Annotated in this window: 19 protein-coding genes; 13 read left to right on the top strand and 6 right to left on the bottom strand. The window is 30.5% G+C overall.

Annotated features, from left to right (window positions below; all coding sequences use genetic code 11):
- The first annotated feature begins 4 nt into the window (after window positions 1-4).
- The 6 genes from H0I29_RS16770 (at window position 5) to H0I29_RS16745 (ending at window position 6,122) form a co-directional block, all read left to right on the top strand.
- Window positions 5-688, top strand: a complete 684-nt coding sequence (locus H0I29_RS16770; RefSeq protein ID WP_218730667.1) for a TrkA family potassium uptake protein — start codon at window positions 5-7, stop codon at window positions 686-688.
- 38 nt (window positions 689-726) lie between these two features.
- Complete coding sequence (locus H0I29_RS16765; protein ID WP_218753515.1) at window positions 727-1,296, top strand: AraC family transcriptional regulator; 570 nt, start codon at window positions 727-729, stop codon at window positions 1,294-1,296.
- Between the two features lie 102 nt (window positions 1,297-1,398).
- Window positions 1,399-3,612: a cation-translocating P-type ATPase gene (locus tag H0I29_RS16760; RefSeq protein WP_218753513.1), complete on the top strand. Its 2,214-nt coding sequence runs from the start codon at window positions 1,399-1,401 to the stop codon at window positions 3,610-3,612.
- 12 nt (window positions 3,613-3,624) lie between these two features.
- Entirely contained in the window at window positions 3,625-3,837 is a 213-nt protein-coding gene (locus tag H0I29_RS16755) for a heavy-metal-associated domain-containing protein (RefSeq protein WP_218753511.1), read from the top strand.
- Between the two features lie 157 nt (window positions 3,838-3,994).
- Entirely contained in the window at window positions 3,995-5,269 is a 1,275-nt protein-coding gene (locus H0I29_RS16750; protein WP_218753509.1) for an APC family permease, read from the top strand.
- 172 nt (window positions 5,270-5,441) lie between these two features.
- Complete coding sequence (locus H0I29_RS16745) at window positions 5,442-6,122, top strand: hypothetical protein (RefSeq protein ID WP_218753507.1); 681 nt, start codon at window positions 5,442-5,444, stop codon at window positions 6,120-6,122.
- 301 nt (window positions 6,123-6,423) lie between these two features.
- Here H0I29_RS16745 and H0I29_RS16740 read toward each other — a convergent pair whose 3' ends face one another.
- A complete protein-coding gene (locus H0I29_RS16740) occupies window positions 6,424-7,215 on the bottom strand; it encodes a sugar phosphate nucleotidyltransferase (RefSeq protein WP_218753505.1) in 792 nt (263 codons plus the stop codon).
- A gap of 322 nt (window positions 7,216-7,537) precedes the next feature.
- The gene (gene lon, locus H0I29_RS16735) at window positions 7,538-9,991 is read right to left on the bottom strand and encodes an endopeptidase La (protein ID WP_218753492.1); all 2,454 of its coding nucleotides are present in this window, start codon (window positions 9,989-9,991) and stop codon (window positions 7,538-7,540) included.
- A gap of 229 nt (window positions 9,992-10,220) precedes the next feature.
- Between lon and H0I29_RS16730 the strand changes: the two genes are divergently transcribed.
- Complete coding sequence (locus tag H0I29_RS16730) at window positions 10,221-10,595, top strand: DUF2200 domain-containing protein (RefSeq protein WP_218753490.1); 375 nt, start codon at window positions 10,221-10,223, stop codon at window positions 10,593-10,595.
- On the opposite strand, the gene H0I29_RS16725 is transcribed toward H0I29_RS16730, so the two are convergent.
- Complete coding sequence (locus H0I29_RS16725) at window positions 10,585-11,256, bottom strand: class I SAM-dependent methyltransferase (protein WP_254712654.1); 672 nt, start codon at window positions 11,254-11,256, stop codon at window positions 10,585-10,587. The genes H0I29_RS16730 and H0I29_RS16725 overlap by 11 nt on opposite strands.
- 59 nt (window positions 11,257-11,315) lie before the next feature.
- Here H0I29_RS16725 and H0I29_RS16720 point away from each other — a divergent pair, with 59 nt between their 5' ends.
- Window positions 11,316-12,269: a hypothetical protein gene (locus H0I29_RS16720; protein ID WP_218753488.1), complete on the top strand. Its 954-nt coding sequence runs from the start codon at window positions 11,316-11,318 to the stop codon at window positions 12,267-12,269.
- Window positions 12,270-12,344: 75 nt separating this feature from the next.
- Window positions 12,345-13,079 carry a head GIN domain-containing protein gene (locus H0I29_RS16715; protein WP_218753486.1) on the top strand — a complete coding sequence of 245 codons (735 nt, stop codon included), beginning with the start codon at window positions 12,345-12,347 and terminating at the stop codon, window positions 13,077-13,079.
- A 1-nt stretch (window position 13,080) separates the two neighbouring features.
- On the opposite strand, the gene H0I29_RS16710 is transcribed toward H0I29_RS16715, so the two are convergent.
- Window positions 13,081-13,893: a DUF1853 family protein gene (locus H0I29_RS16710; protein WP_218753484.1), complete on the bottom strand. Its 813-nt coding sequence runs from the start codon at window positions 13,891-13,893 to the stop codon at window positions 13,081-13,083.
- Window positions 13,894-14,147: 254 nt separating this feature from the next.
- On the opposite strand from H0I29_RS16710, the gene H0I29_RS16705 reads away from it, so the two are divergent.
- Window positions 14,148-14,819 carry a DUF2461 domain-containing protein gene (locus tag H0I29_RS16705; protein ID WP_218753482.1) on the top strand — a complete coding sequence of 224 codons (672 nt, stop codon included), beginning with the start codon at window positions 14,148-14,150 and terminating at the stop codon, window positions 14,817-14,819.
- Between the two features lie 178 nt (window positions 14,820-14,997).
- On the opposite strand, the gene H0I29_RS16700 is transcribed toward H0I29_RS16705, so the two are convergent.
- Window positions 14,998-16,338 (bottom strand): MATE family efflux transporter, encoded by a 1,341-nt coding sequence (locus H0I29_RS16700; RefSeq protein WP_218730655.1) that lies wholly within the window; start codon window positions 16,336-16,338, stop codon window positions 14,998-15,000.
- 105 nt (window positions 16,339-16,443) lie between these two features.
- On the opposite strand from H0I29_RS16700, the gene H0I29_RS16695 reads away from it, so the two are divergent.
- The 3 genes from H0I29_RS16695 (at window position 16,444) to H0I29_RS16685 (ending at window position 18,687) form a co-directional block, all read left to right on the top strand.
- Window positions 16,444-16,839 (top strand): thioesterase family protein, encoded by a 396-nt coding sequence (locus H0I29_RS16695; protein ID WP_218753480.1) that lies wholly within the window; start codon window positions 16,444-16,446, stop codon window positions 16,837-16,839.
- Between the two features lie 30 nt (window positions 16,840-16,869).
- Window positions 16,870-17,991, top strand: a complete 1,122-nt coding sequence (locus tag H0I29_RS16690) for a DEAD/DEAH box helicase (protein WP_218753479.1) — start codon at window positions 16,870-16,872, stop codon at window positions 17,989-17,991.
- A gap of 75 nt (window positions 17,992-18,066) precedes the next feature.
- A complete protein-coding gene (locus H0I29_RS16685) occupies window positions 18,067-18,687 on the top strand; it encodes a trimeric intracellular cation channel family protein (protein ID WP_218730652.1) in 621 nt (206 codons plus the stop codon).
- 54 nt (window positions 18,688-18,741) lie between these two features.
- Here H0I29_RS16685 and H0I29_RS16680 read toward each other — a convergent pair whose 3' ends face one another.
- Entirely contained in the window at window positions 18,742-21,996 is a 3,255-nt protein-coding gene (locus H0I29_RS16680; RefSeq protein ID WP_218753477.1) for a S41 family peptidase, read from the bottom strand.
- Window positions 21,997-22,110: the final 114 nt, after the last annotated feature.

The raw sequence follows: 22,110 nt of genomic DNA, 5'->3' as shown, positions 1-22,110 counted from the left end.
TATTATGAAATATATTATTGTAGGACTCGGAAATTTTGGAGGTCCATTGGCAGAAAAACTAACTACGCAAGGAAATGAAGTTATTGGGATAGATAGCAATATGGCAAAAGTAGAATTGTATAAAGAAAGAATTTCTCATACTATTTGTATGGATGCTACGGATGAATCTACTGTTTCTGGATTGCCTTTAAGTGATACCGATGTGGTTATTATCGCCTTTGGGCAAGACCAAGGAGCTAATGTAATGACTACTGCATTGTTTAAAAATTTTCAAGTAAAACGATTAATTAGTAGGGCGATAAATCCTTTACATGAAAAGGTTTTAAACGCCATTGGTATTGAAGAAATTGTACATCCAGAAGAAGAATCGGCAGAGCGTTGGGCTAAAAAATTGTGTTTAACAAATGTGGTAGATTCGTTTGAGTTAAGTGCAGATTATAGCATTATTGAGGTAAATATTCCCGAAAGATATATTGGAAGTACCATTAAGGAAATTCAGCTTCGTAGAAAATACAATATCTTAGCGCTAACCACCATTAAAAAAACAAAAGTAAAATCTCTTGTTGGTAAATCTAGAAACGAAGAACAAGTACAAGGTGTAATCGCACCAAATACTGTTTTAAATGAAAATGATATTTTAGTAATCTATGGTGCTAATAAAGATTTAAGAAAATTCACCAATAAATAACCCAAAAGAAGCGTTAATTGCTCTTTTAAATTCTAAAAATGGACACAAATACAATCTATATAAAAAACATGGTTTGCCCGCGTTGTGTGGATGTGGTAAAAGAAATTTGTGAAGATTTACAGATCTCTATTCAACATCTTCAATTAGGGAAGTTAGAAAGTACTACCGTAGTAAATGATGCTTTAAAATTGGAATTGGGTAGCCGTTTAAAAGAAAGAGGTTTTGAGCTGCTAGAGGATAAAAATCAAAAAATAATAACGCAGATTAAAGCGTTAATAATTGCACAAGTACATCATTCTAAAGAATCTTTAAACATCAATTTTTCAGATTATATTTCTGATGAATTGCATCATGATTATGCTTCTCTTAGTAGGCTTTTTTCTTCTGTAGAAGGGATTACTATAGAACGTTTCATTTTAAAACAGAAAATAGAGCATGTAAAAGAACTCCTTTTTTACAAAGAATATTCGCTTTCAGAAATTGCTATTCAGATGAATTATAGCAGTGTAGCACACCTTTCTGCTCAATTTAAAAAAGAAACAGGTATGTCTCCTTCTCAGTTTAAAAAGATGAAAGATCCCAAGCATCAACCATTAGATTCGCTTTAAGTAAAAAAGCATTAAATCAGAATTATACAAATGATACTCATAATTCTGTAACAAATTAGATATACAGTCGCTGTACTTTTGTAGTACAATAAAAGTAATATCATGAAAGAAGAATATAAAGTTGCTGGTATGACGTGTGCATCATGTGCTATCAGTATAGAATCTTATTTAAAACCACAAGAAGGAGTTATTGACGTTGCTGTAAATTACCCAAATCAATCGGTGACCATCTCATATGACGAGAATATTATTCCGTTGGAAACTATTGGGAATAAAGTTAAAGAAATAGGTTTTAAATTGATTTTAGGTACAAAAGAAGATACTAAAAAAGAGTTTGAAGCCTTAGAAGAAAAAAGATTAGCAACCCTTAAAAAGAAGTTGATTTTCGCGGCAATCTTTTCGGTGCCTATTTTTATCATGTCTATGTTTTTAATGGGTAAAATACCTTATGAAAATTGGATTATGATGGCGCTTGCACTACCTGTTCTATTTTATAGTGGTGCAGAGTTTTATACCATTGCGTGGAAAAGGTTAAAGAATTTTTCTACAAATATGGACACATTGGTGGCATTAAGTACCGGAATTGCCTTTTTATTTAGTGTGTTTAATACCGTAAATCCGCAGTATTTTTTAAGCAAAGGTTTGGTACCTCATGTGTATTTCGAATCGGCAGTAATTATTATTACTTTAATTTTATTAGGACGTTTTTTTGAAGAAAAAGCAAAAAGTAAAACCTCTTCTGCTATTAAGAAATTAATGGGTTTAAAACCTAAAAAAGTAACGGCAATTAGAAATGGCGAAGAAAAAGTAATCTCTTATGATGAAATTCTAAAAGGAGAACTCATCATCTTAAAACCTGGGGATAAAATTCCTGTAGACGGAAAAGTAAAAAAAGGAACTTCTTTTATAGATGAAAGTATGATTTCTGGAGAACCGATTCCGGTTGAAAAAATGAAGGGAAGTAAAGTTTTTGCAGGTACCATTAATCAAAAAGGCTCTTTAAGAATTATTGCTACTAAAATTGGCGATGAAACTTTACTATCTCAAATTATTAAATTGGTAGAAGAAGCACAATCTAGCAAACCTGCTATTCAGAAATTGGCAGATAAAATTGCAGGTATATTTGTGCCTATTGTAATTAGTTTAGCGGTTGTAACTTTTGTTTTATGGTATTTCTTAGGGCCAGATCCTTCTATAACATACGCATTATTAACACCAATTACTGTTTTAATTATTGCTTGTCCGTGTGCATTAGGTTTGGCAACTCCAACCGCTTTAATGGTTGGTATTGGTAAAGGAGCACAACAAGGAATTTTAATTAAAGACGCGCAAGCATTAGAAACGGCTTATAAAATTGATACTTTAATATTAGATAAAACAGGAACCATCACCGAAGGAAAACCAAAAGTAACCGATTTAATTTGGAATAAAAATACAGTTTCTACCGAACTAGAAAAAGTAGTATTTGCCATAGAATCAGAATCAGAGCATCCTATTGCAGAAGCAATTGTAGCACATTTAAAAACGATAGATACAGAAAGCGTACCCATCGATTCTTTTACAAGTATTACCGGTTTAGGTGCGGAAGCAACCTTTAAAAATGAATTGTATCGAATAGGGAATGAGAGTCTAATGATTCAAAAGGAAATTACAATTCCTACTGAATTGAGTACGAAAGCAAATAGTTTAAAATCAGAAGCAAAAACAGTGGTGTATGTAGCGCATAAAAATACCGTAGTTGGTCTTATTGCAGTAGCCGATAAAGTAAAAGAAACAACGCTTGCTGCGATTGAGAAACTACAACAAATGGGTATCGAAATACATATGTTAACTGGCGATAATGAGCAAACTGCAAAAGCAATTGCCAACAAAGTTGGGATAAAAAACTATCAAGCCAATGTAATGCCTGCAGATAAAGGTGCTTTTGTTAAAAAACTACAAGCAGAAGGAAAAGTGGTTGCGATGGCAGGAGACGGAATTAATGATTCGCATGCTTTGGCACAAGCAGATGTTGGTATTGCTATGGGAAGCGGAACAGATATTGCTATGGAAAGTGCAGGAATCACGTTAATGCATTCCGATTTAAAACAGATTTCTAAAGCGATTCAATTATCTAAGGCGACGATGAAAACTATTAAACAGAATTTATTCTGGGCATTTATTTACAACCTTATTGCCATTCCTATTGCAGCAGGAGCATTGTATCCCATCAACGGATTTTTATTAAACCCAATGATTGCTGGGACAGCAATGTCTATGAGTTCTATATCTGTACTCTCTAATAGTTTAAGATTAAAAAATAAAAACATTAATTAAAAATAAAAAAATATGACAACCGTAAAATACAAAACAAATATCCATTGTGGAAGTTGCATTAAATCTGTAACGCCTGTGTTAAACAATTTAGACAATATAGATTTATGGAAAGTAGATTTAGAGCACAATGATAAAATTTTAGAAGTAACTTTAGATGATGAAGATAAAAACAGTGTAGTAGAGGCTGTTAAAAGTGCAGGTTTCGAAATTGAAGAAATTCAATAATAAATTAAAAAGAAGAACAAGTAAGTTCTTTTTATAGTACAAAGAAGCATAAAGGCTCAAAACACAATTACGTTGTTTTGAGCTTTTATTTTTTATAACGAATTCTTAAGACAGAATCCTTTAATAAAATTTACCTTTATACTTTAAATCACCATAAATGAACAAAAAAATAGGATTAAAAGAAGCAATATCTATTGGCGTAGGCGGAATGGTAGGTGGTGGAATTTTTGCAGTTCTTGGTCTTGCGGTATCACTTGCAAAAGGCGGAACACCTATTGCTTTTTTATTGGCAGGAATTTTGGCTTTAATAACCTCTTACAGTTACGTAAAACTTTCAATAGCGTACCCAAATAGGGGAGGAACGGTAAAGTTTATCAACCAAGGGTTTGGTAAAACGGTGTTTAGTGGTGCAATTAGTAATCTTTTATGGGTAAGTTATATTATAATGCTTTCTCTTTATGCTTCTGCGTTTGGTTCTTATGCGCCTAATTTATTAGAAATAACACATCATAAAACCATAGATTTTCATATTTATGCCAGTGGTATCATTGTTTTGGCAACTGTAATAAATTATTATAGTGTTGCTGTAGTTGGTAAAATAGAAGCTTATGCTGTTGTTATTAAACTGATCATTTTAATTGCCTTTATTTTTATAGGAGGTTACGGATTAATAGGGAATCCAGAACTAACGCAATTGGCAGTTACTAATTGGGAAGCTCCTATTAAATTATTTGCTGGCGGAATGGTTATTTTTGTGGCTTATGAAGGATTTGAGTTAATTGCAAATGCAGCGCCTGATATTATCAATCCAGAAAAAAATATTTCTAGAGCTTATTACATTTCGGTTATTTTTGTCATTATTTTGTACATTATTATAGCCATTGTTACGGTGGGTTCACTTCCTTTTTCAAAAATTGCTACGGCAGAAGATTATGTTTTGGCAGAAGCCGCAAAACCAATGTTAGGACAAATTGGTTTTTCTATAATTACAGTGGCAGCTTTAATTTCTACCTTTTCGGCAATCAATGCTTCTTTATTAGGTGCTGGTCGTGTAAATTATGAAATTGCAGAAGATGACGAGCTCGATCATCATTTTTTAGCAAAATTATGGAACCAACCTATAGGATTAATGGTGACCGCCATTGCTACTTTAATTCTTGTAAATATTCTAGATTTAGAAAGTATCTCTACAGCTGGTAGTGTTGGGTTTTTACTTATTTTCGGTATTGTAAATTTTGTTGGTTTTAGATTGTCTAAAAACACAGGAAGCAATAAAGTAATTCCGTTAGTTGGTTTTGTTTTATGCATGGTTGCTACCATTATTTTAATAAACCAACAGTACGAAACAAACCTATTGGGCGTACTCATTTCTATTTCAATTATAGCGTTTTGTTTTATAGCAGAATGGATTTATAAAAAAACGGAAAAATAATAAAGGAAGATAAAAAGACTTCTTCGTAAAAACGATATATTTACCTAAAAAAAGTGTTATTTAAATGTTGATAAACAGTTCTTTAATAATTGATTTTTTATGGTTAAAAAACTAACTTAGCTAATTGTTTCGATGTTGTGTCATTAATAATGTCTGCAGTAAATTAAAAACTATGAATATTGAGAATGAATTAATATTAGCAAGTGAAGCTTATACACACGATATTGCTCAAAGAGCTTTAATTTCAAATATTCCATTTATAGGCTCCAGTATTGATAATGTCTTTACCGGAAAAGCTTCATCTTATTATAAGTCAAGAATTGAAACTTTTATTGAATACGCATACGAGGAATTTGATTCTATTGAAGAAAATAAGATAAATAAAGATTTTTTGGAAACGCCTGAGTTTTTTGACTTAATAATTTCTTTAATTGAAAATAGCGTAAAAACAAGACATGTAGAAAGAGTTAAGTTATTTAGTAAACTTTTAAAATCGAAAATTTCTAAAGATTTTTCTAGTCAATTTGAAGCAGATGATTTTACCTATATAATTAGTGAGTTAATCCCTCGAGATATTTTAATTATAAAAGAGATTGAAAAAATAAATAGTGATTTTATTTATGAGAAACAAGCTTCAGAAAAAACAGAGAATATTTATGATTTAATTACGGTTAAATGTTTTCAAGAAAGAACTAATTTATCAAATTCTGAAATAATTTTTTCATTATCGAAATTAGCAAAACTAGGTTTGTTAAATGAGTATTATGCTGGTAATGTTTTTGGAATGGATCCAGGAGGTGATTATAAGTCAACAGATACATTTGAAGTATTAATTAATATTCTAAATATTTAAGAGAAAAGTATATAGTCTATCACAATAGATTCTTTAAAATTATTTTTTTAAGATAAATTGAAAGTATCTGATTTATTTACAAATAAATCAATTATAAGAGAAAACCTTATATAAACTTAATTTCATTCAAATTATATAATTTTTTTTTACAATTAAGAGAAGAGTCTTTATTTTCTCAATAACTCAAACAAACAAGTCTAGCCCTGATTGAAACGGCATCCTTTTTTCTTTCATTTTTGCATTCGCAAGAAATGAAATAAAAAAGATACAGTGAAAAGCAGGAAATAGCTTCTAATAAAAATTAATAAAGAGCATAGGTAACTTCTTCTTCAGCAGCTACTGGAAATAATTTTTCCGCTTCGGCCAAGTCTAAAATGGTATCTATTTCGTACCAAGGTTTTTCATCGAAAGAAACAGCATCGAATGCTATTGTTTTTTCGGCTACTAAGGTTGTAAAAACAGTTTCGTAATAGGCGTTTACGTTTCCGGCTTCAATATATTGATTCAGTTTTTTGGTGACTTCTTGCCAAGATTCTAGAGAGAAACTATAAATATTTACGGTTTTATAGCGCGTTTCTGTATTCGGTTCTGTGGTGCCTGGTTGAAACTGCATCACTTTATTTTGAGCGTTAATCGTTACGGTAGTTCCGTTGAGCCAAGGTTGCATTTTTGCCACTGCCATTCTATCTGGATACACCATATTGCTTAGTAAAGAGGTGTCTAAAACCAAGTCGCTTTCTATAAGTACAAAAGGTTCTTTTATACTATTTCTTGCCATCCAAAGTGAGTAAATATTGTTGGTGGTTTTGTATAACGGACTGTGTACATACTCGATGCTTAAGCCGTCTGTTTGGTTGCCTAAAAAATCTACAATACATTCTTGTTTATAACCTGTTACAATTACAAGGCGTGTAAAACCTTGTTCTTTTAAATTGGTTACAAGACGCGCTAACATAGATTTTTTACTGACTAAAGTTAAGCATTTAGGAGCATCTTTTGTGATTGGAAAAAGACGACTTCCGGTTCCGGCAGCCAATAATAATGCAGTAGTAATTCTATTGTTATGTGTATGTTTTTCTGAAGTAATGGTCATGTAATATTAATTTGGGGGCTCTATCAAAAAAAAACATAAAAGCAATTTTAAGAGCTTTTATGTTTACTAAATTGAATGTTTTTAATATGTTATTTATGGATAATTTAAAGAACGTTTATAAAAGCTGTTAATGTAATAATTGGCTTGTAAAAATAGTTCCTTAAAATCCATTTTTTGCAAATTTACTATGCTAAGGTGGAATGTACTATTTATATTTAACAATTTATTAGCTATAAAAAGTGTTCGCAAGAAAGCATAAAAAAACCTCTAATTACCAATTGAATATCAGTAAAATAGAGGTTTGTTTAAACTAAATATTTAATTATACTAATTTCTTAGCATTCTTTACTTTTTGCTTTGTAAGTGCAATTTCTATTACTTCTTTCATTTCAGAAACATAATGGAAAGTCATACCTTTTAAGTAGCTTTCTTTGATTTCTAAAATATCTTTTTCGTTTTCTTTACACAGAATAATTTCTTTAATATTTGCTCTTTTAGCTGCTAATATTTTTTCTTTAATTCCGCCTACTGGTAATACTTTTCCACGTAAAGTAATCTCACCTGTCATGGCTAATTTGTTTTTTATTTTACGTTGTGTAAAAGAAGAAACTAAAGAAGTTAACATGGTAATACCTGCACTTGGTCCATCTTTTGGCGTTGCGCCTTCTGGTACGTGAATGTGTACATTGTATTTTTCTAGAATTTCTTGCTTAATACCTAATTCTTCTGCATTTGATTTTATGTATTGTAAAGCTATCGTTGCAGATTCTTTCATTACGTTCCCTAAATTACCAGTAATAGAAAGATTTCCTTTTCCTTTAGATAAAATAGATTCTATAAATAAAATATCTCCACCAACACTTGTCCAAGCTAAACCTGTAACTACACCAGCAACTTCATTATTTTCGAATTTATCTCTAAACCTAGGTGTTCCTAAGATTTTTTCTATTTTTTCTGAAGAAATTGCAATGTCGTACTCTTCTTCTAAAGCGATAGATTTTGCTGCGAAACGAACCACTTTTGCAATTTTCTTTTCTAAACCACGTACGCCAGATTCTCTTGTATATCCTTCTACAATTTGCTCTAATTGTTTTTTACCTAACTTTAAGTGCGTAGTTGTTAAACCATGCTCTTTTAATTGTTTTGGTAATAAATGTCTTTTAGCAATTTCTATTTTCTCTTCAATAGTATATCCAGTAACATTTATAATTTCCATTCTATCACGCAAAGCCCAAGGAATTTGACCTAAGTTATTTGCTGTAGCAATAAAAAGTATTTTAGATAAATCGTATCCAACTTCTAAATAGTTATCGTAAAAAGATTCATTTTGTTCTGGATCTAAAACTTCTAACATTGCAGAAGAAGGATCTCCTTGATGGCTATTACTTAGTTTGTCTATTTCATCTAAAACAAAAACAGGATTCGATGTTCCAGCTTTTTTTAAGTTCTGAATTAAACGCCCTGGCATAGCACCAATATAGGTTTTTCTGTGTCCTCTAATTTCTGCTTCATCACGCAAACCACCTAGAGACATACGGATGTATTTACGGCCTAATGCTTCTGCAACAGATTTTCCTAAAGATGTTTTACCAACTCCTGGAGGTCCGTATAAACAGATAATTGGCGATTTCATATCTCCTCTTAACTTTAAAACCGCTAAGTGTTCTATAATTCTATCTTTTACTTCTTCTAAACCAAAATGATCTCTATCTAAAACCTTAGTCGCAAATTTTAAGTCGAATTTATCTTTCGAGTAAATTCCCCAAGGTAATTCTAGTAATAATTCTAAATAGCTTCTCTGAACACCATATTCAGCCGCTTGTGGATTCATTCTTTTTAAACGATTGATTTCTTTTTCAAACGTTTCACCAACTTCTTTACTCCATTTTTTAGTTTTAGCCTGCTTACGCATTTCCTCTAACTCTTCGTCATTAGAAACACCTCCAAGTTCATCCTGAATGGTTTTTAATTGTTGGTTTAAATAATATTCACGTTGTTGTTGGTCTAAATCTTCACGAGTTTTAGACTGAATATCATTACGCAATTTTAATTTCTGAAGCTCTTTGTTTAAGTTTTTTAACGCTAATAAGGCACGTTCTTTTAGATTGTCTTTTTCTAAAATTACTTGTTTTTGAGCTACAGATAAATCCATGTTAGATGAAATAAAATTCACCAAAAACGAATCTGATTTTATGTTTTTAATTGCAAAAGAAGCTTCACTTGGTAACATTGGGTTTTCCTTAATTACCTCTAAAGCTTGTTCTTTAATAGACTCTATAATTGCTTCAAATTCTTTTTCATCATCCACACTTCTGTCTTCTAGTGCTTCTTTTACCGTTGCTTTTAAATACGGTTTGTCTTGTACAATGGCATCAATTTCGAAACGTTTTTTACCTTGTATGATAACGGTTGTGTTACCATCAGGCATTTTTAAAACACGTAAAATCTGTGCAACCACACCTGTTGTGTGTATGTCTTTTAAAGTTGGCTCCTCTTCGTCTTCATTTCTTTGTGCAACAACTCCAATTACTTTATCGCCTTTGTTTGCATCTTTTATTAATTGAATAGAAGCATCTCTACCGGCTGTAATAGGAATTACAACACCCGGAAACAATACGGTGTTTCTTAATGGTAAAATTGCTAAAACTTCTGGAACACTTTCTTTGTTAATAATTTCCTCATCTTCTGGGGTCATTAACGGAATTAATTCAGAATCTTCATTCAACATATTTTGTAGCGACATATTGTCTAAATGCATTATTTTTGGTTTGCTCATGTGTTATATCTCTGTCATACTGACATTGATTCTTAAAAAGTGTAAAATCAACATCAATTCGTTATTTTTAGTTTACTAGTAATCAATAAAATAGAGTTCTATTTTGTTAATGTCTAATATATAAAAACAATTGTTGTGCCAAGGTTAAAATAGTTTAGATTCCTTTTAAAGTATTTAACTTATTATAATTTTAGTAAATTTGATTGAATAAAACAGTTAATTTCCAATTATGAAAGATACAAGTCATCATGATGAGCGTATTGCAAATATGAAGTTTTTCTCTGTGTACCCACATTACGTAACAAAAGTGGAAAAAAAGGGAAGAAGTATCGCTGAACTATTAGAAGTTATTGAATGGTTAACGGGGTATAATGAAAGTAAATTAAATGAACTTATCGATACACAGGTTACTTTTGAAACTTTTTTTAAAAATGCTACATTACATCCAAATGTATATTTGATAAAGGGCGTAATTTGTGGTTATAGAGTAGAAGAAATAGAGAATTCTTTAACACAACAAGTGCGTTATTTAGATAAATTAGTCGATGAGTTAGCTAAAGGGAAAAAGATGGAAAATATACTAAGGAAAGCGCCTAAAAAATAGTATAAAGTGTAGTTACAATATTCCCTTTTCCGTCATCTAAAGTATAAGACAATAATTTTTTTTCTTCTTTAACCTTCATATTAAAAGGTGTCGCTAATAAGTCAATTCCGCTTTTCTTTTTAATTCGGATTCCTTGTCCGGAAATAATATCTTTATTAGGGGTAAAATCACCTAAAGGAAGATGTTCTGTAAGAATAACATATTTGTAATTAGGTAATTTTTCTAAAACACTTTGTACTTCTGCATTAGATAAATGTTGCAATACTTGCCTTAAAATAATACAATCTGCTTTTGGTAAATCATCCTTAGCAATATCTACACATTTGAAGTTTAAATTTTCTGCTTTAAAATTTTCTTGATTGTATTTTATCAATGCTGATACAATGTCTATAGCTGTATATTTTTGAGTAAGTTTCACGAAATTTTTACCAATATTAAAATCTCCACATCCTAAATCTAAAACCGTAATTGGGTTTTTAAAAGAAGTTAAAAAAGAGCTAATAGTTTCTATATATGGTTCAATTATTTCTGGTTGATGAGAGCCTGAACCAGAATAAAACTCAGTATTGTTACTTCCCCAAAGGTTCATTTTATAAACCTGATCCATAGCATCTTTTGTAGGCCAAGGTTTTTTGTTCTTTTTGATATTCGTGTTTTTCAAATGGATTAATATTTAACTACTTCAGTTTTTTTCGCCATTTTTGTATTAAAATAAAATAGATGTCAGCAATACAAATTAAAACAATTACTTATAATGGTTGGAAAAATGCTGTTGAAATTTCAAATTTAGAAATTAAATTGATTGTAATTCCAGAAACAGGAAGAATTATTTACTTCGGATTTTTAAATGGAGAAAATTTATTTTATGAAAATAAAGCATTAGAAGGAGTTGAATTTAAAGTTGGAGAATATTTTACCGAAAATAAGGAGAAAAAAGCACCAAATATTGGTGGAAATAGAGTTTTACCTTGTTCAGAAGAGTATCATCATTTAATTACAGGTTCTAGACACATTCCAGATCCTTTTATAAACGCTAGTTGTTATTCGGTTGAATTTTTAGTTAACGGAGTTGTTTTAAAAAGTCCGATTAGTGCTATTTTAGGAATTCAAATAAAAAGAACCATTACAATTGCTGAAGTTGGGGCGGGAGTTGATATTCAGCAAGAATTGGTGAAAATTCAAGAGGCAAAAAATACTGTACTAGAAAATATCCCTTTAACGATTTGGAGTTTATCAAAAATTAAAACACCAAATGTTAGTTTTTCATTCATTTCAGAGAACAGCATTTTTGAAAATGGATTTACGATTTCTAAATGGCCAGATGCAAAAAATTATGCCGAAGAAAATGCATCTGTAAAAAACACTATTTTATCCTTAAAGTCTTCCGATGAATTTCCTCAAAAGATAGGTTTAGATGCTAAAAAATGGGTTGCAGGGTATTTAAATGACACGTTATTTATAGAGAAATTTACGTATGATGAAAAAGCGACGTATCCGGATAACGGAACATCTGTAACTATTTTTGGAAATCATTTGTTTACAGAATTAGAGTGCTTGAGTCCTGAAAGAAAGTTGTCAATCGGAGAAAAAATCACATATAATTTAAGTTGGAGTTTACAAAAAGTTAAGAATTACAGTGAATTAAAAGAGATTTTACATACTTTAGATGTATAAAGTTTTTTAGAATCTTGAATTAAAATTACAAAATGTAAATTATAATTATAGAAAACCCAAATAAAAACAGCTATTATGAACAAAAAAGTACTTTTAACGAGCTTAATTTTAACCATTACTTTTGCTGTAAATTCCCAAAGTTGGTTTGGGAATAGTAAAAAAATAAAAGGAGATGGAAATGTGGTAACTGTAACAAGATCTACTTCGAGTTATGAAGGAGTTTCAATAGGTGGATCTTTTGATGTAGTTCTTGTAAAAGGAAAAGAAGGTAAAATAACTTTAGAAGGGGAAGAAAATATACTTCCTTTTATAGAAACTGAAGTTTCTGATGGTCTTTTAAAAGTAAAATTTAAGAACAACACAAATATTAGCACTACTAAAAAACTAACAGTTACAGTGCCTTATGAGCATATAGAAAGTATTGCTTTGGGAGGTTCTGGAAATATTTTAAGTGAAAGTTTAATAGAAGCAAACGATTTTAATGTGAATTTAGGAGGTTCTGGAAACATTACATTAAAAGTAGATTCAGACGCTATAAAAGCTTCTATTGGAGGTTCTGGAAATATTAATTTAGAAGGAAAATCTAATGAATTCACTTGCTCTATTGCTGGTTCTGGAATCATTAATTCTTATGGTTTAGAAACCAATGAAATTTATGTAAATATAGCGGGTTCTGGAGGTGTAAAAACAACTGTAAAATCTAAGATTAAAGCAAAATTAGTTGGTTCTGGTAGTGTATATTATAAAGGAAACCCTTCTAAGGTTGATAGTAAATCGGTTGGTTCTGGCGATGTGGTAGATAAAAATTAACTTACCACCAAACAAAAAATATTTTTACAAGTTCACCGTTTTGTTTTTTCAACCAGCAAAGTGGTGAGAATTTTCTTTGCATATACTCCTCTGCAATAAGGCTAAAATCATTAAAATTTAACCAGGCTACATTTTTATGTGGAATAGTTATCCAATCTTTTTTAATCGGTATAAAAAACTTACAATCTTTAAATTGTTCTAATTCTTTTTTGTTGATGTAAAACCCAACAATACAATTTGGGTTTAAAGTTGATAACTGAAGATTTTTATTAGAGAAAGGAATAAATAATTGTCCTTTAAAATAAACTTGTTGTTCAATTTCTGAAGCTTGTAAATTGATGGTTTTTAAATAAGAAACACATTCATTAGAGTAGAGAAGAGGCAGTTGTTTGCCTTTCAATTTATCTAATTTTTCCACTAAAGAATCTTTTCTATTCGGACCAATAAAATGTTCTACTTCTGTTTTTCCTACTGAAGGATCATACAAATAAAATTTATAAATAACTTCTAAATGAATCGGTTGTTCATCCCTTAACAAAATACAATCTAATTCACCTAGCGTAATTTTTTCTTTCTGAATTTGAATATTCTCACAAATAATAGAAATCGATTTTTCATGTGTTAATTGATAAGAAACAAAACGTTCTATATATTTTCCTAAACGTAGTTTTTCATTAATTGCGATATCAATTTTTGTCGATTTCGACTCAATTTCAAATTGATGTAACCCATAAATAGTATTTCCTTTCCACAAACAATGTGTTTGCAAAAATCCCTCATACCTTTTTTGAATGTCTTTTGTTTTTGGATGCATATATGAGAAACAAATTTAAATTAATTAAATGCTAAGTTCACTAAGTTTTTTGCAAAGGACACAAAGAAAAAGCGATTTTATCATTTTTGTAATTTCTAAGCTCATTTTAAAACAATTTTCTTACCTAAATCTAAACTTAAGAACATTCAACCTTTTCGACTTTACGAGAAAAAACGTTTCTTTGAATCTTCGTGAAATCCACATCAATAATATCTAAAAACTTCGTAAGTTTAACCTCTAAAATTTTCATCAAAATGCAATTCGAAAAATCGAGCTTTCAATTTTTAAAAGATTTACAAAATAACAACAATAGAGAATGGTTTACAGAGCATAAACCTACTTTTGTAAAGCATCAAAAAAATCTAAAAGAATTATTTTTAAAAATGCAATCGAATTTAGAAAAGCATGATGAAATTGATAAAATGAAAATTTATCGTATTTATAGAGATGTTCGTTTTTCTAAAGATAAAACACCTTATAATCCAAGATTTGCTGTTTCGTTTTCTAGATTAGGAAAACAGTTACGTGGTAGTTATTATTTACAAATTAAACCAGGTGAAAATTTATTAGGTGGTGGATTTTGGCAACCAGAAAAAGACGATTTATACCGATTAAGAAAAGAAATTGAACAAGACTCTACAGAATTTAGAGAAATTTTAGAAGATGAAACTTTTGTAAAATACTTTGGAGGTAAATTTGGCGGTGATGAATTAAAATCTGCTCCAAGAGGTTTTGACAAAGAACATAAAGATATTGACTTATTGCGTAAAAAAGGATTTGTTGCTACTAGAAATTTTACAGATGAAGAAGTTTTAGCACCTAACTTTTTAGAAGAAGTAGATAAAAGTTTTAAAGCTTTACGACCGTTTTTTAATTTGTTTAGTGATGTTTTAACGACAAATTTAAATGGAGAGAGTATTATTTAAGAGTTGAGATTGAGCTTGTTGTTACGCGGAGGAATTACAGAGGTTCGCTGAGTTTTTTTGTTTAAAGTTTCAAGAACGAATGTCATTTCGAAATGAGCCTTTTTAGGTGATTGATAAATCACTGAGCTTCTAAAATTATGATTCCTCTTCCTACGTCATTCTGAATAACATGGAAATTTTAATGCTTCAAATTCTTGTCAACCTCACGTTTTAAAACTATAACTGTAATTATGGTAGATAAAACATCTGCAATAGGGAAAGACCACCAAATACCACTAATTCCGTAATACTTCGGTAAAAAATAGGCTAACGGAATTAAGAAAATTCCTTGTTTTAAAAGAGTTAAAAACAAAGCAGGTAACGCTTTTCCTGCGGCTTGAAAATATGCTGATCCAATTAATTGCATGGTAATTACTGGAGTTGCTAAAAAGACAATTAACATTGCATTTGGCGTTTCTGTCAACAAAGTTGTATCAGTGGTAAAAATTCCAATTACTTCTTCCTTAAAAAATAAGATTGCTATAAAAATAAGAGTTCCTAAAACAGATCCATATAAAAGCGCTTTTTTGATGGTTTCTTTTACTCTGTCATTTTTATTTGCACCAATATTATATCCTGCTACAGGTAAAAAACCTTGCGAGACTCCCATCACCGGAGAAAGAGAAAACATCATCACTCGGTTAATAATTCCGTAAACAGCTATAGATATTTCTCCACCATATTTAAAAAGAGAGTAATTTAATACAATCATTAAGATACTTATTGCGCCTTGTCTTACAATAGAAACGCCTCCCAACTCTATAATTTCTCTAACAATTTTGCCATCTAATTTAAAGTTTTTAGGAATAATTTTTAATTCACTTTTAGAAGATAAAAAGAAATATAAAATATATGAACCAGAACTCATAAAAGAAATGGTTGTCGCTAAACCTGCTCCCCACATTCCCCAATTAAAAAACTTGATAAAGATAATATCTAAAACAATGTTTAAAACGGCGGGAACCATCATTGCATACATCGCAAATTTTGGTTTTCCTTCAGCTCTAATCGTTGGGTTTCCCATCATTGCAAAGGCTAAAAAAGGAACTCCGTAGATTACAACTTTAAAATATTCAGATGCAATGGGTAAAATATCGCCTTTGGCGCCAAATAAATTTAGGATAGGTACACTAAAAAAGTTTCCGATAATTACAAAAATAATCGCTAAAATAACAGTTAGCGCAACCTGATTACCAAAAGTTAAAAATGCTTTCTCAGAATTTTCTGCACCCAATGCTCTAGATATAATAGAACTTCCTCCAATTCCTATTCCCATACCAATAGAAGATATTAGAAAAACAATTGGTAGTACCACTGTAATTGCTGCAATTGCTAAAACTCCAATCCATTGTCCAACAAAAATTGTATCGACAATCATATTTAAAGACATCACAAGTATTCCTATAGTAGCTGGAGCTGCTTGTTTTATTAATAAGGTACTAATTTTTTGTGTTCCTAGGTTGTTTGCTAATTCTGTCATAATATTCTGCAAATATCGATATAAAGACCAAGTTTTGACTAAATCTACAGATCAATAATTGTTATATATATCTTAAAATTTTTATGTTTGCTAAAATTGATAAAAGTGGACAACGTTTTTACATTAACCATTACAGTATCATCCGAAGATATAGACAATTTAGATCATGTTAATAATTTGGTCTATGTAAAATGGATGGACAAAATAGCAACTACTCATTGGAGTCACTTAACCAAAGATCACCCGCTACCGCAGTATGTTTGGGTGGTAATGAGACACGAAATAGATTATTTAAAGCAAGCTAGTTTAGGAGATGTGATTACTGTAAAAACTTGGGTAGGAGAAACAAGAGGGATTACTTCTGTCCGTTTTATGGAGTTTTATAAAGAGAAAATTCTATTGGTTAAAGCCAAAACAATTTGGGCAATGTTAGATTCTAAAACCTTTAAACCTGCAAGAATTAGAGAAAATGTTTTAAAAGTATTACAACCTCCTAAATAAAAGTATCTTTGCACAAAATTAAGACACAAAATGGCAACTTTTTCTTCCTTAGGAATTACCAAAGATTATATACAAGCAATTAAAGAATTAGGGATATCTACGCCTTCAGAAATTCAAGAGAAAGCGATTCCTATTTTATTGGATTCGCATACAGACTTTATTGGTTTAGCACAAACAGGTACAGGTAAAACGGCAGCTTTTGGCTTGCCAATTCTACATCATATAGATGCAAGTTCAGACAATATACAAGCGTTAATTTTATCGCCTACTAGAGAGTTGGTACAGCAAATAAAAAAACAATTATTTAAATTCACGAAGTTTAGTGAAGATAAAATTTTTGTAGAAGCTGTTTTTGGTGGAGAAAAAATTGACAGACAAATGAATAATCTTAAGAGAACTACACATATTGTTGTAGCAACTCCTGGTAGATTAATCGATTTAATAGAAAGAGGTAACATAGATATCAGTCATGTTAAAACAGTTGTTTTAGATGAAGCTGATGAAATGTTAAGCATGGGTTTTAAACAAGATTTAAATAGAATCTTAAAGTTTACAACCGAAGGCGATCGTAAAACATGGTTGTTTTCTGCAACTATGCCAGAAGAAATTAAGAGAATTGTTAAGACCTACATGGATGCTAATGCGCCTAGAGTAGAAATTAATAGAAGTTCTTTGGTAAATGCAAATATTCGTCATCACTTTGCTAAAACTACTTTAAAAGAAAAAGCGGCAGACATTGTAACTTTCTTAGAAAAGAGACAAGACCAAAGAGGTATTATTTTTTGTAGAACAAAAGCAGGTGCGCAGAATTTAGCGGCACTTCTAATCGAAGAAGGTTTTTCTACAGCAGCTTTAGAAGGAGATATGCAACAAAAAGAACGCGATAAAGTAATGCGTGCTTTTAAGAAAGAAAACTTACAATATTTGGTTTCTACAGATGTTTCTGCACGTGGAATTGATGTTAGTGGTTTAGAATTTGTAATTCACCATCAATTACCAGAACAATTAGAATACTACACCCATAGAAGTGGAAGAACTGCAAGAGCAGGAAAAACAGGAGTTTCCATTGCTTTTATTTTACCTTCAGAAATCGTGAGAATTCATGAAATTCAGAAAGAATTAAATATTAAGTTTTCTGAAGTAACTGTATAACATTATCTAAACCGAGGCTTTTTTAGTAGAAAAACTTCGGTTTTAATACTAATCATTGTAATTAAATTGATATAGATGGAGCTTATTTATGTTTTAGATATATTAGGAACCTTTGCTTTTGCAATTAGTGGTGCTTTGGTGGCTTATGATAAAAAATTAGATTTATTTGGAATTTTAATTATTGCGTTTGTTACTGCTGTTGGTGGTGGTATGTTGCGTGATGTTTTAATAGACGCACATCCAATAAATTGGATTGGTGATTTAAATTATTTATACACCATTTTTGCAGCCGTTATTTTTACCTTTCTTTTTAAAAGTAAAATAAACTATTTAGGCAAAACAATGTTTTTGTTTGACACCATTGGTATTGGCGTTTTTACTTTATTAGGTTTAAAAAAAGGGTTGTCTTTCAATTTACATCCTATTATTGCTTTAATAATGGGAATGATTTCTGCCGTTTTTGGAGGCGTTTTACGTGATGTTTTAACTAATAGAATTCCATTAATTTTCGAAAAAGAAATTTATGCTTCTGCTTGTTTAGCGGGTGGAATTGTGTATTTAACTATAAGTCAATTTAATGTTCCAGAAAATATCATATTTGTAATTTCTGCATCTGTAATTGTTATTATTAGAGTAGTTTCCGTGAGGTATCAATTAGAATTGCCTAAGATTAAAGAAGATATTTTTGGAAAATAAACATAAAAAAAGCGAAACATTTGTTTCGCTTTTTTTATTAAAATTATATATTTTTTAATTTACATCTTTTAATAATTCTTGTATAGATCTTATTAATTGTTGATCTTTTCCGTTGTCAATTAAACCTGGCATATTTTTCACTATAATGGTTGGTTCTGTTTGATTATTTTCCATCCATTCTCCAGCTTTATTTTTAGCACTAATTGGTACAACTCCCCATCTAGCTCCGTTAGATAATCCTTCCCAACCAGCAAAACTACAAGTTCCAGGAACTGGCATTCCTACTGTTTTACCTATTTTTAAATCTGTATAACCAGAAGCATAACAATGTCCGTCAGAATACATACTTTCATTAAAAATAGATAAAGTTGGTTTTGTCCAACGAGATGTTGGTTCTCCGCCAACAACTTTAGCTTCTGTAGCATAAGTTATAAAAGGTTCTCCTGTAAAAAACATGGCTAAATCTGCTACTAAATCTCCACCACCATTAAAACGAGTATCTACAATAACACCTTTTTTATCAGAATATTTACCCATCATATCTTGGTAAATACTTCTGTAGGGCCCATCACTCATTCCTGGAATGTGTACATAACCTAAAGTTCCGTTACTTTCTTTTTCTACTTCTTTTTCGTTTATTTTTACCCATCTGTCATATAACAATCTATTTTCTGAGCCTAACGAAATTGGTTTTACGGTTATTGTCTGATTTTTTTTAGTTTTAGGATCTAAAATATCTAACAGCATAAATTTACCCGATTTTCTGTTTAAATATTTAGCAACATCTTGATTTTTATCTATTGTAACTCCGTCTATTTTTTCGATAATCATACCTGGTTTTACATCAAACTTTGCTTTATCTAAAGGTCCATCAGAAATGATTTCTTTTATTAAAATTCCGTCTTCAGTATGATTGTAATCCATAAAAATACCTAAAGAAGCGGTTTCATCTGCATTTGAAATAGCAGCACCTCTGTAACTTGCGCCAGAATGAGAAACATTAAGTTCTCCTAACATTTCAGAAAGCATTTCAGAAAACTCAAAAGCATTACCAATATAAGGTAAGAATTTTTGATATTCTGTTTTCATTAAATCCCAATCGATGCCATGAAAATCTGGGTGATAAAAAATGGCATTTGTACGAATCCAAACATGGTTAAATAAAGCTTCTCTTTCTGCGTATTCATCTAGCTGAATTTCACCTTTAATCTGTACCGCTTTTTGTTTTGTTGTTTCCGGATTTAATTGTGTAATTTTTCCGCTACTTAAAAGGTAAAGGTTTTTCATTTCTTTATCCCATTCTAAACTTCCAGATCTTGTGTTTAATTTCATTAACATTTTGGTTTCTCTGGTACGTAAATTTGTTGTCCAAAGATTAGAACGACCTTCAAAACTAGATAAATAATACAATTTATCACCTTTTTTAGAAAGAACAGCATCACCCAAACTAGAAGAATGTATGGTTAATCTTTTGGTTCTCTCTTTCATTTTATCCCAATCAAACGTAAGTGCTTTTATTTCTTTTTTGTCTTTGGCATCTTTTTTATCTTTTGATGATTTAGATTTTTTCTTATCCTCTTTTTTCTCTTCGTTTTTTTCTTTTAGCTTTTTTTCTTCTTCTTTAATAGCTTCTACTAATTTATAATCTTCATCACTTAAATTAGCATTGTCCCAAGCGTCTTGTGTAAAATACATGCCATATACATCACTTTGAGATCTACCACTTGTTGCGTAAGATTTTAATCCGTTTTGGTTACTAAACCACAACATTTGTTTTCCTTTATTTACCCATTTAGGAGAATAATCTGCATAACCACTTTCATTTAAATTGATTCTTTTAGAGCCATCTGCAGCCATTAATAATACTTCACTATTGCTTAATGTTTTTCCCCAATCTACCAAAATCCATTTACTATCTGGGCTCCAAGTAAAATATTGATCTCCATCTCGCATATGAAATAAATCTTTTGGAGTTAATAATGTTACTTCTTTTTTAGAAGTAATATCTATTATTTTTAAAGTTCTTCTATCTTCTATAAAAGCTATTTTTTTTCCATCAGGAGAATATTGAGCTAAATAATTATCGCTTGTATTTTCTATTAAAGAAGTTTCTTTTAATAAAGTTGCTGCATAGAAGAATGGTTCTTCTTTTCTTGTTTTTTCTGTTTTGTAAACATTCCATTTTCCATTTCTTTCACTACTATAAATTACAGATTTCCCTTCTGGTCCCCAAGAAACAAAACGTTCGTTTTCTGGTGTATTGGTTAATCTTTTTGTAAATGATTTGTCTATTGAAGTTACAAAAACTTCGCCTCTAGCTACAAAAGCAATTTCTTTTCCGTTTGGAGAGACAGCCATTTCATTAATACCGCCATTTATAGAAATAAATTTATCTGTGTTTTCTTTGTCTTGTGTAATAATATTTACATTAACTTTTTTAGGAGATTCTCCTTCTTTCATTGTGTATAAATCACCATCATATCCAAAAGAAATAATACCATTTCCCATACTTAAAAAACGAATAGGGTGTAATTTAAAAGAAGTTAATTGTTCACTTTTAGAAGGATTATCTAACTGTAGTTTATGAATATTGAAAGTACCACTTCTTTCGCTTAAAAATAAAAGACTTTTTTCATCGACACTAAAAAGAGGTTGTCTGTCTTCTGCAATATTAGTGGTAATCATTTTATGCTTTTGGGTTTTGGTGTTGTATATCCAAATATCTCTTGCAATAGAAGAAGTATGGTGTTTTCTCCATTCATTTTCTCCTCCTTTTTTATCTTGATAAACCATTATTTCTCCATTTTTAGAATACTGAACATATTCTGCGGGAATGGTTAAAACTTGATTTACTTTTCCTGTTTTTACAGGAACACTATACAATTCTGATTGTGATCTATGGGGGTATTGTCTATGATCTGCTGCATCTTGTCTTAATGCTCCAAAAACAACATCAGTATCGTTATTAGAAAAGGTATATGGAAATTCGTCATTAGAATGAAATGTTAAACGTGTTGCAGAACCTCCGTTAGCATTCATTACAAAAATATCAAAATTACCATATCTATTTGATGCAAATGCAATTTTAGAGCCGTCTTTACTCCAGACAGCTTTGTAATCATGCGCGCTGTGATACGTCAGTTGTTCGGCATTTCCTCCGTTAGAATTTACTTTGTATAAATCACCTTTATACGTAAAAGAAATTTGTGTACCGTCTGGTGAAATTGCTGAATGTCTCATCCATTTTGGTGAATTTTGACCAATTAATGATAATGAAATGAATGTAAAGAGTAGTGTTAGTTGTTTCATTTATAAAATTTTTTCTAAAGTAAATAAATAGAAATAGTAGGTTGATTTTTAAAGTGTTAAAAAAATCTTAATGCTTTTAAAAATTTTTAATTTATGGGCAAAAAAAAGCTGCAT

Source organism: Polaribacter sp. R2A056_3_33, assembly GCF_019278485.1.
GTDB lineage: Bacteria > Bacteroidota > Bacteroidia > Flavobacteriales > Flavobacteriaceae > Polaribacter.
This window is presented reverse-complemented; position numbering and strand designations above follow the sequence as displayed.

What these genes read in the sequence shown, in the direction of transcription:
- H0I29_RS16755 (WP_218753511.1), top strand. Translation starts at nt 3,625, where the DNA reads ATGACAACCGTAAAATACAAAACAAATATCCATTGTGGAAGTTGCATT.
- H0I29_RS16745 (WP_218753507.1), top strand. Translation starts at nt 5,442, where the DNA reads ATGAATATTGAGAATGAATTAATATTAGCAAGTGAAGCTTATACACAC.
- H0I29_RS16770 (WP_218730667.1), top strand. Translation starts at nt 5, where the DNA reads ATGAAATATATTATTGTAGGACTCGGAAATTTTGGAGGTCCATTGGCA.
- H0I29_RS16740 (WP_218753505.1), bottom strand. Translation starts at nt 7,215, where the DNA reads ATGACCATTACTTCAGAAAAACATACACATAACAATAGAATTACTACT.
- H0I29_RS16765 (WP_218753515.1), top strand. Translation starts at nt 727, where the DNA reads ATGGACACAAATACAATCTATATAAAAAACATGGTTTGCCCGCGTTGT.
- H0I29_RS16685 (WP_218730652.1), top strand. Translation starts at nt 18,067, where the DNA reads ATGGAGCTTATTTATGTTTTAGATATATTAGGAACCTTTGCTTTTGCA.
- H0I29_RS16700 (WP_218730655.1), bottom strand. Translation starts at nt 16,338, where the DNA reads ATGACAGAATTAGCAAACAACCTAGGAACACAAAAAATTAGTACCTTA.
- H0I29_RS16680 (WP_218753477.1), bottom strand. Translation starts at nt 21,996, where the DNA reads ATGAAACAACTAACACTACTCTTTACATTCATTTCATTATCATTAATT.
- H0I29_RS16715 (WP_218753486.1), top strand. Translation starts at nt 12,345, where the DNA reads ATGAACAAAAAAGTACTTTTAACGAGCTTAATTTTAACCATTACTTTT.
- lon (WP_218753492.1), bottom strand. Translation starts at nt 9,991, where the DNA reads ATGAGCAAACCAAAAATAATGCATTTAGACAATATGTCGCTACAAAAT.
- H0I29_RS16750 (WP_218753509.1), top strand. Translation starts at nt 3,995, where the DNA reads ATGAACAAAAAAATAGGATTAAAAGAAGCAATATCTATTGGCGTAGGC.
- H0I29_RS16720 (WP_218753488.1), top strand. Translation starts at nt 11,316, where the DNA reads ATGTCAGCAATACAAATTAAAACAATTACTTATAATGGTTGGAAAAAT.
- H0I29_RS16760 (WP_218753513.1), top strand. Translation starts at nt 1,399, where the DNA reads ATGAAAGAAGAATATAAAGTTGCTGGTATGACGTGTGCATCATGTGCT.
- H0I29_RS16705 (WP_218753482.1), top strand. Translation starts at nt 14,148, where the DNA reads ATGCAATTCGAAAAATCGAGCTTTCAATTTTTAAAAGATTTACAAAAT.
- H0I29_RS16730 (WP_218753490.1), top strand. Translation starts at nt 10,221, where the DNA reads ATGAAAGATACAAGTCATCATGATGAGCGTATTGCAAATATGAAGTTT.
- H0I29_RS16710 (WP_218753484.1), bottom strand. Translation starts at nt 13,893, where the DNA reads ATGCATCCAAAAACAAAAGACATTCAAAAAAGGTATGAGGGATTTTTG.
- H0I29_RS16690 (WP_218753479.1), top strand. Translation starts at nt 16,870, where the DNA reads ATGGCAACTTTTTCTTCCTTAGGAATTACCAAAGATTATATACAAGCA.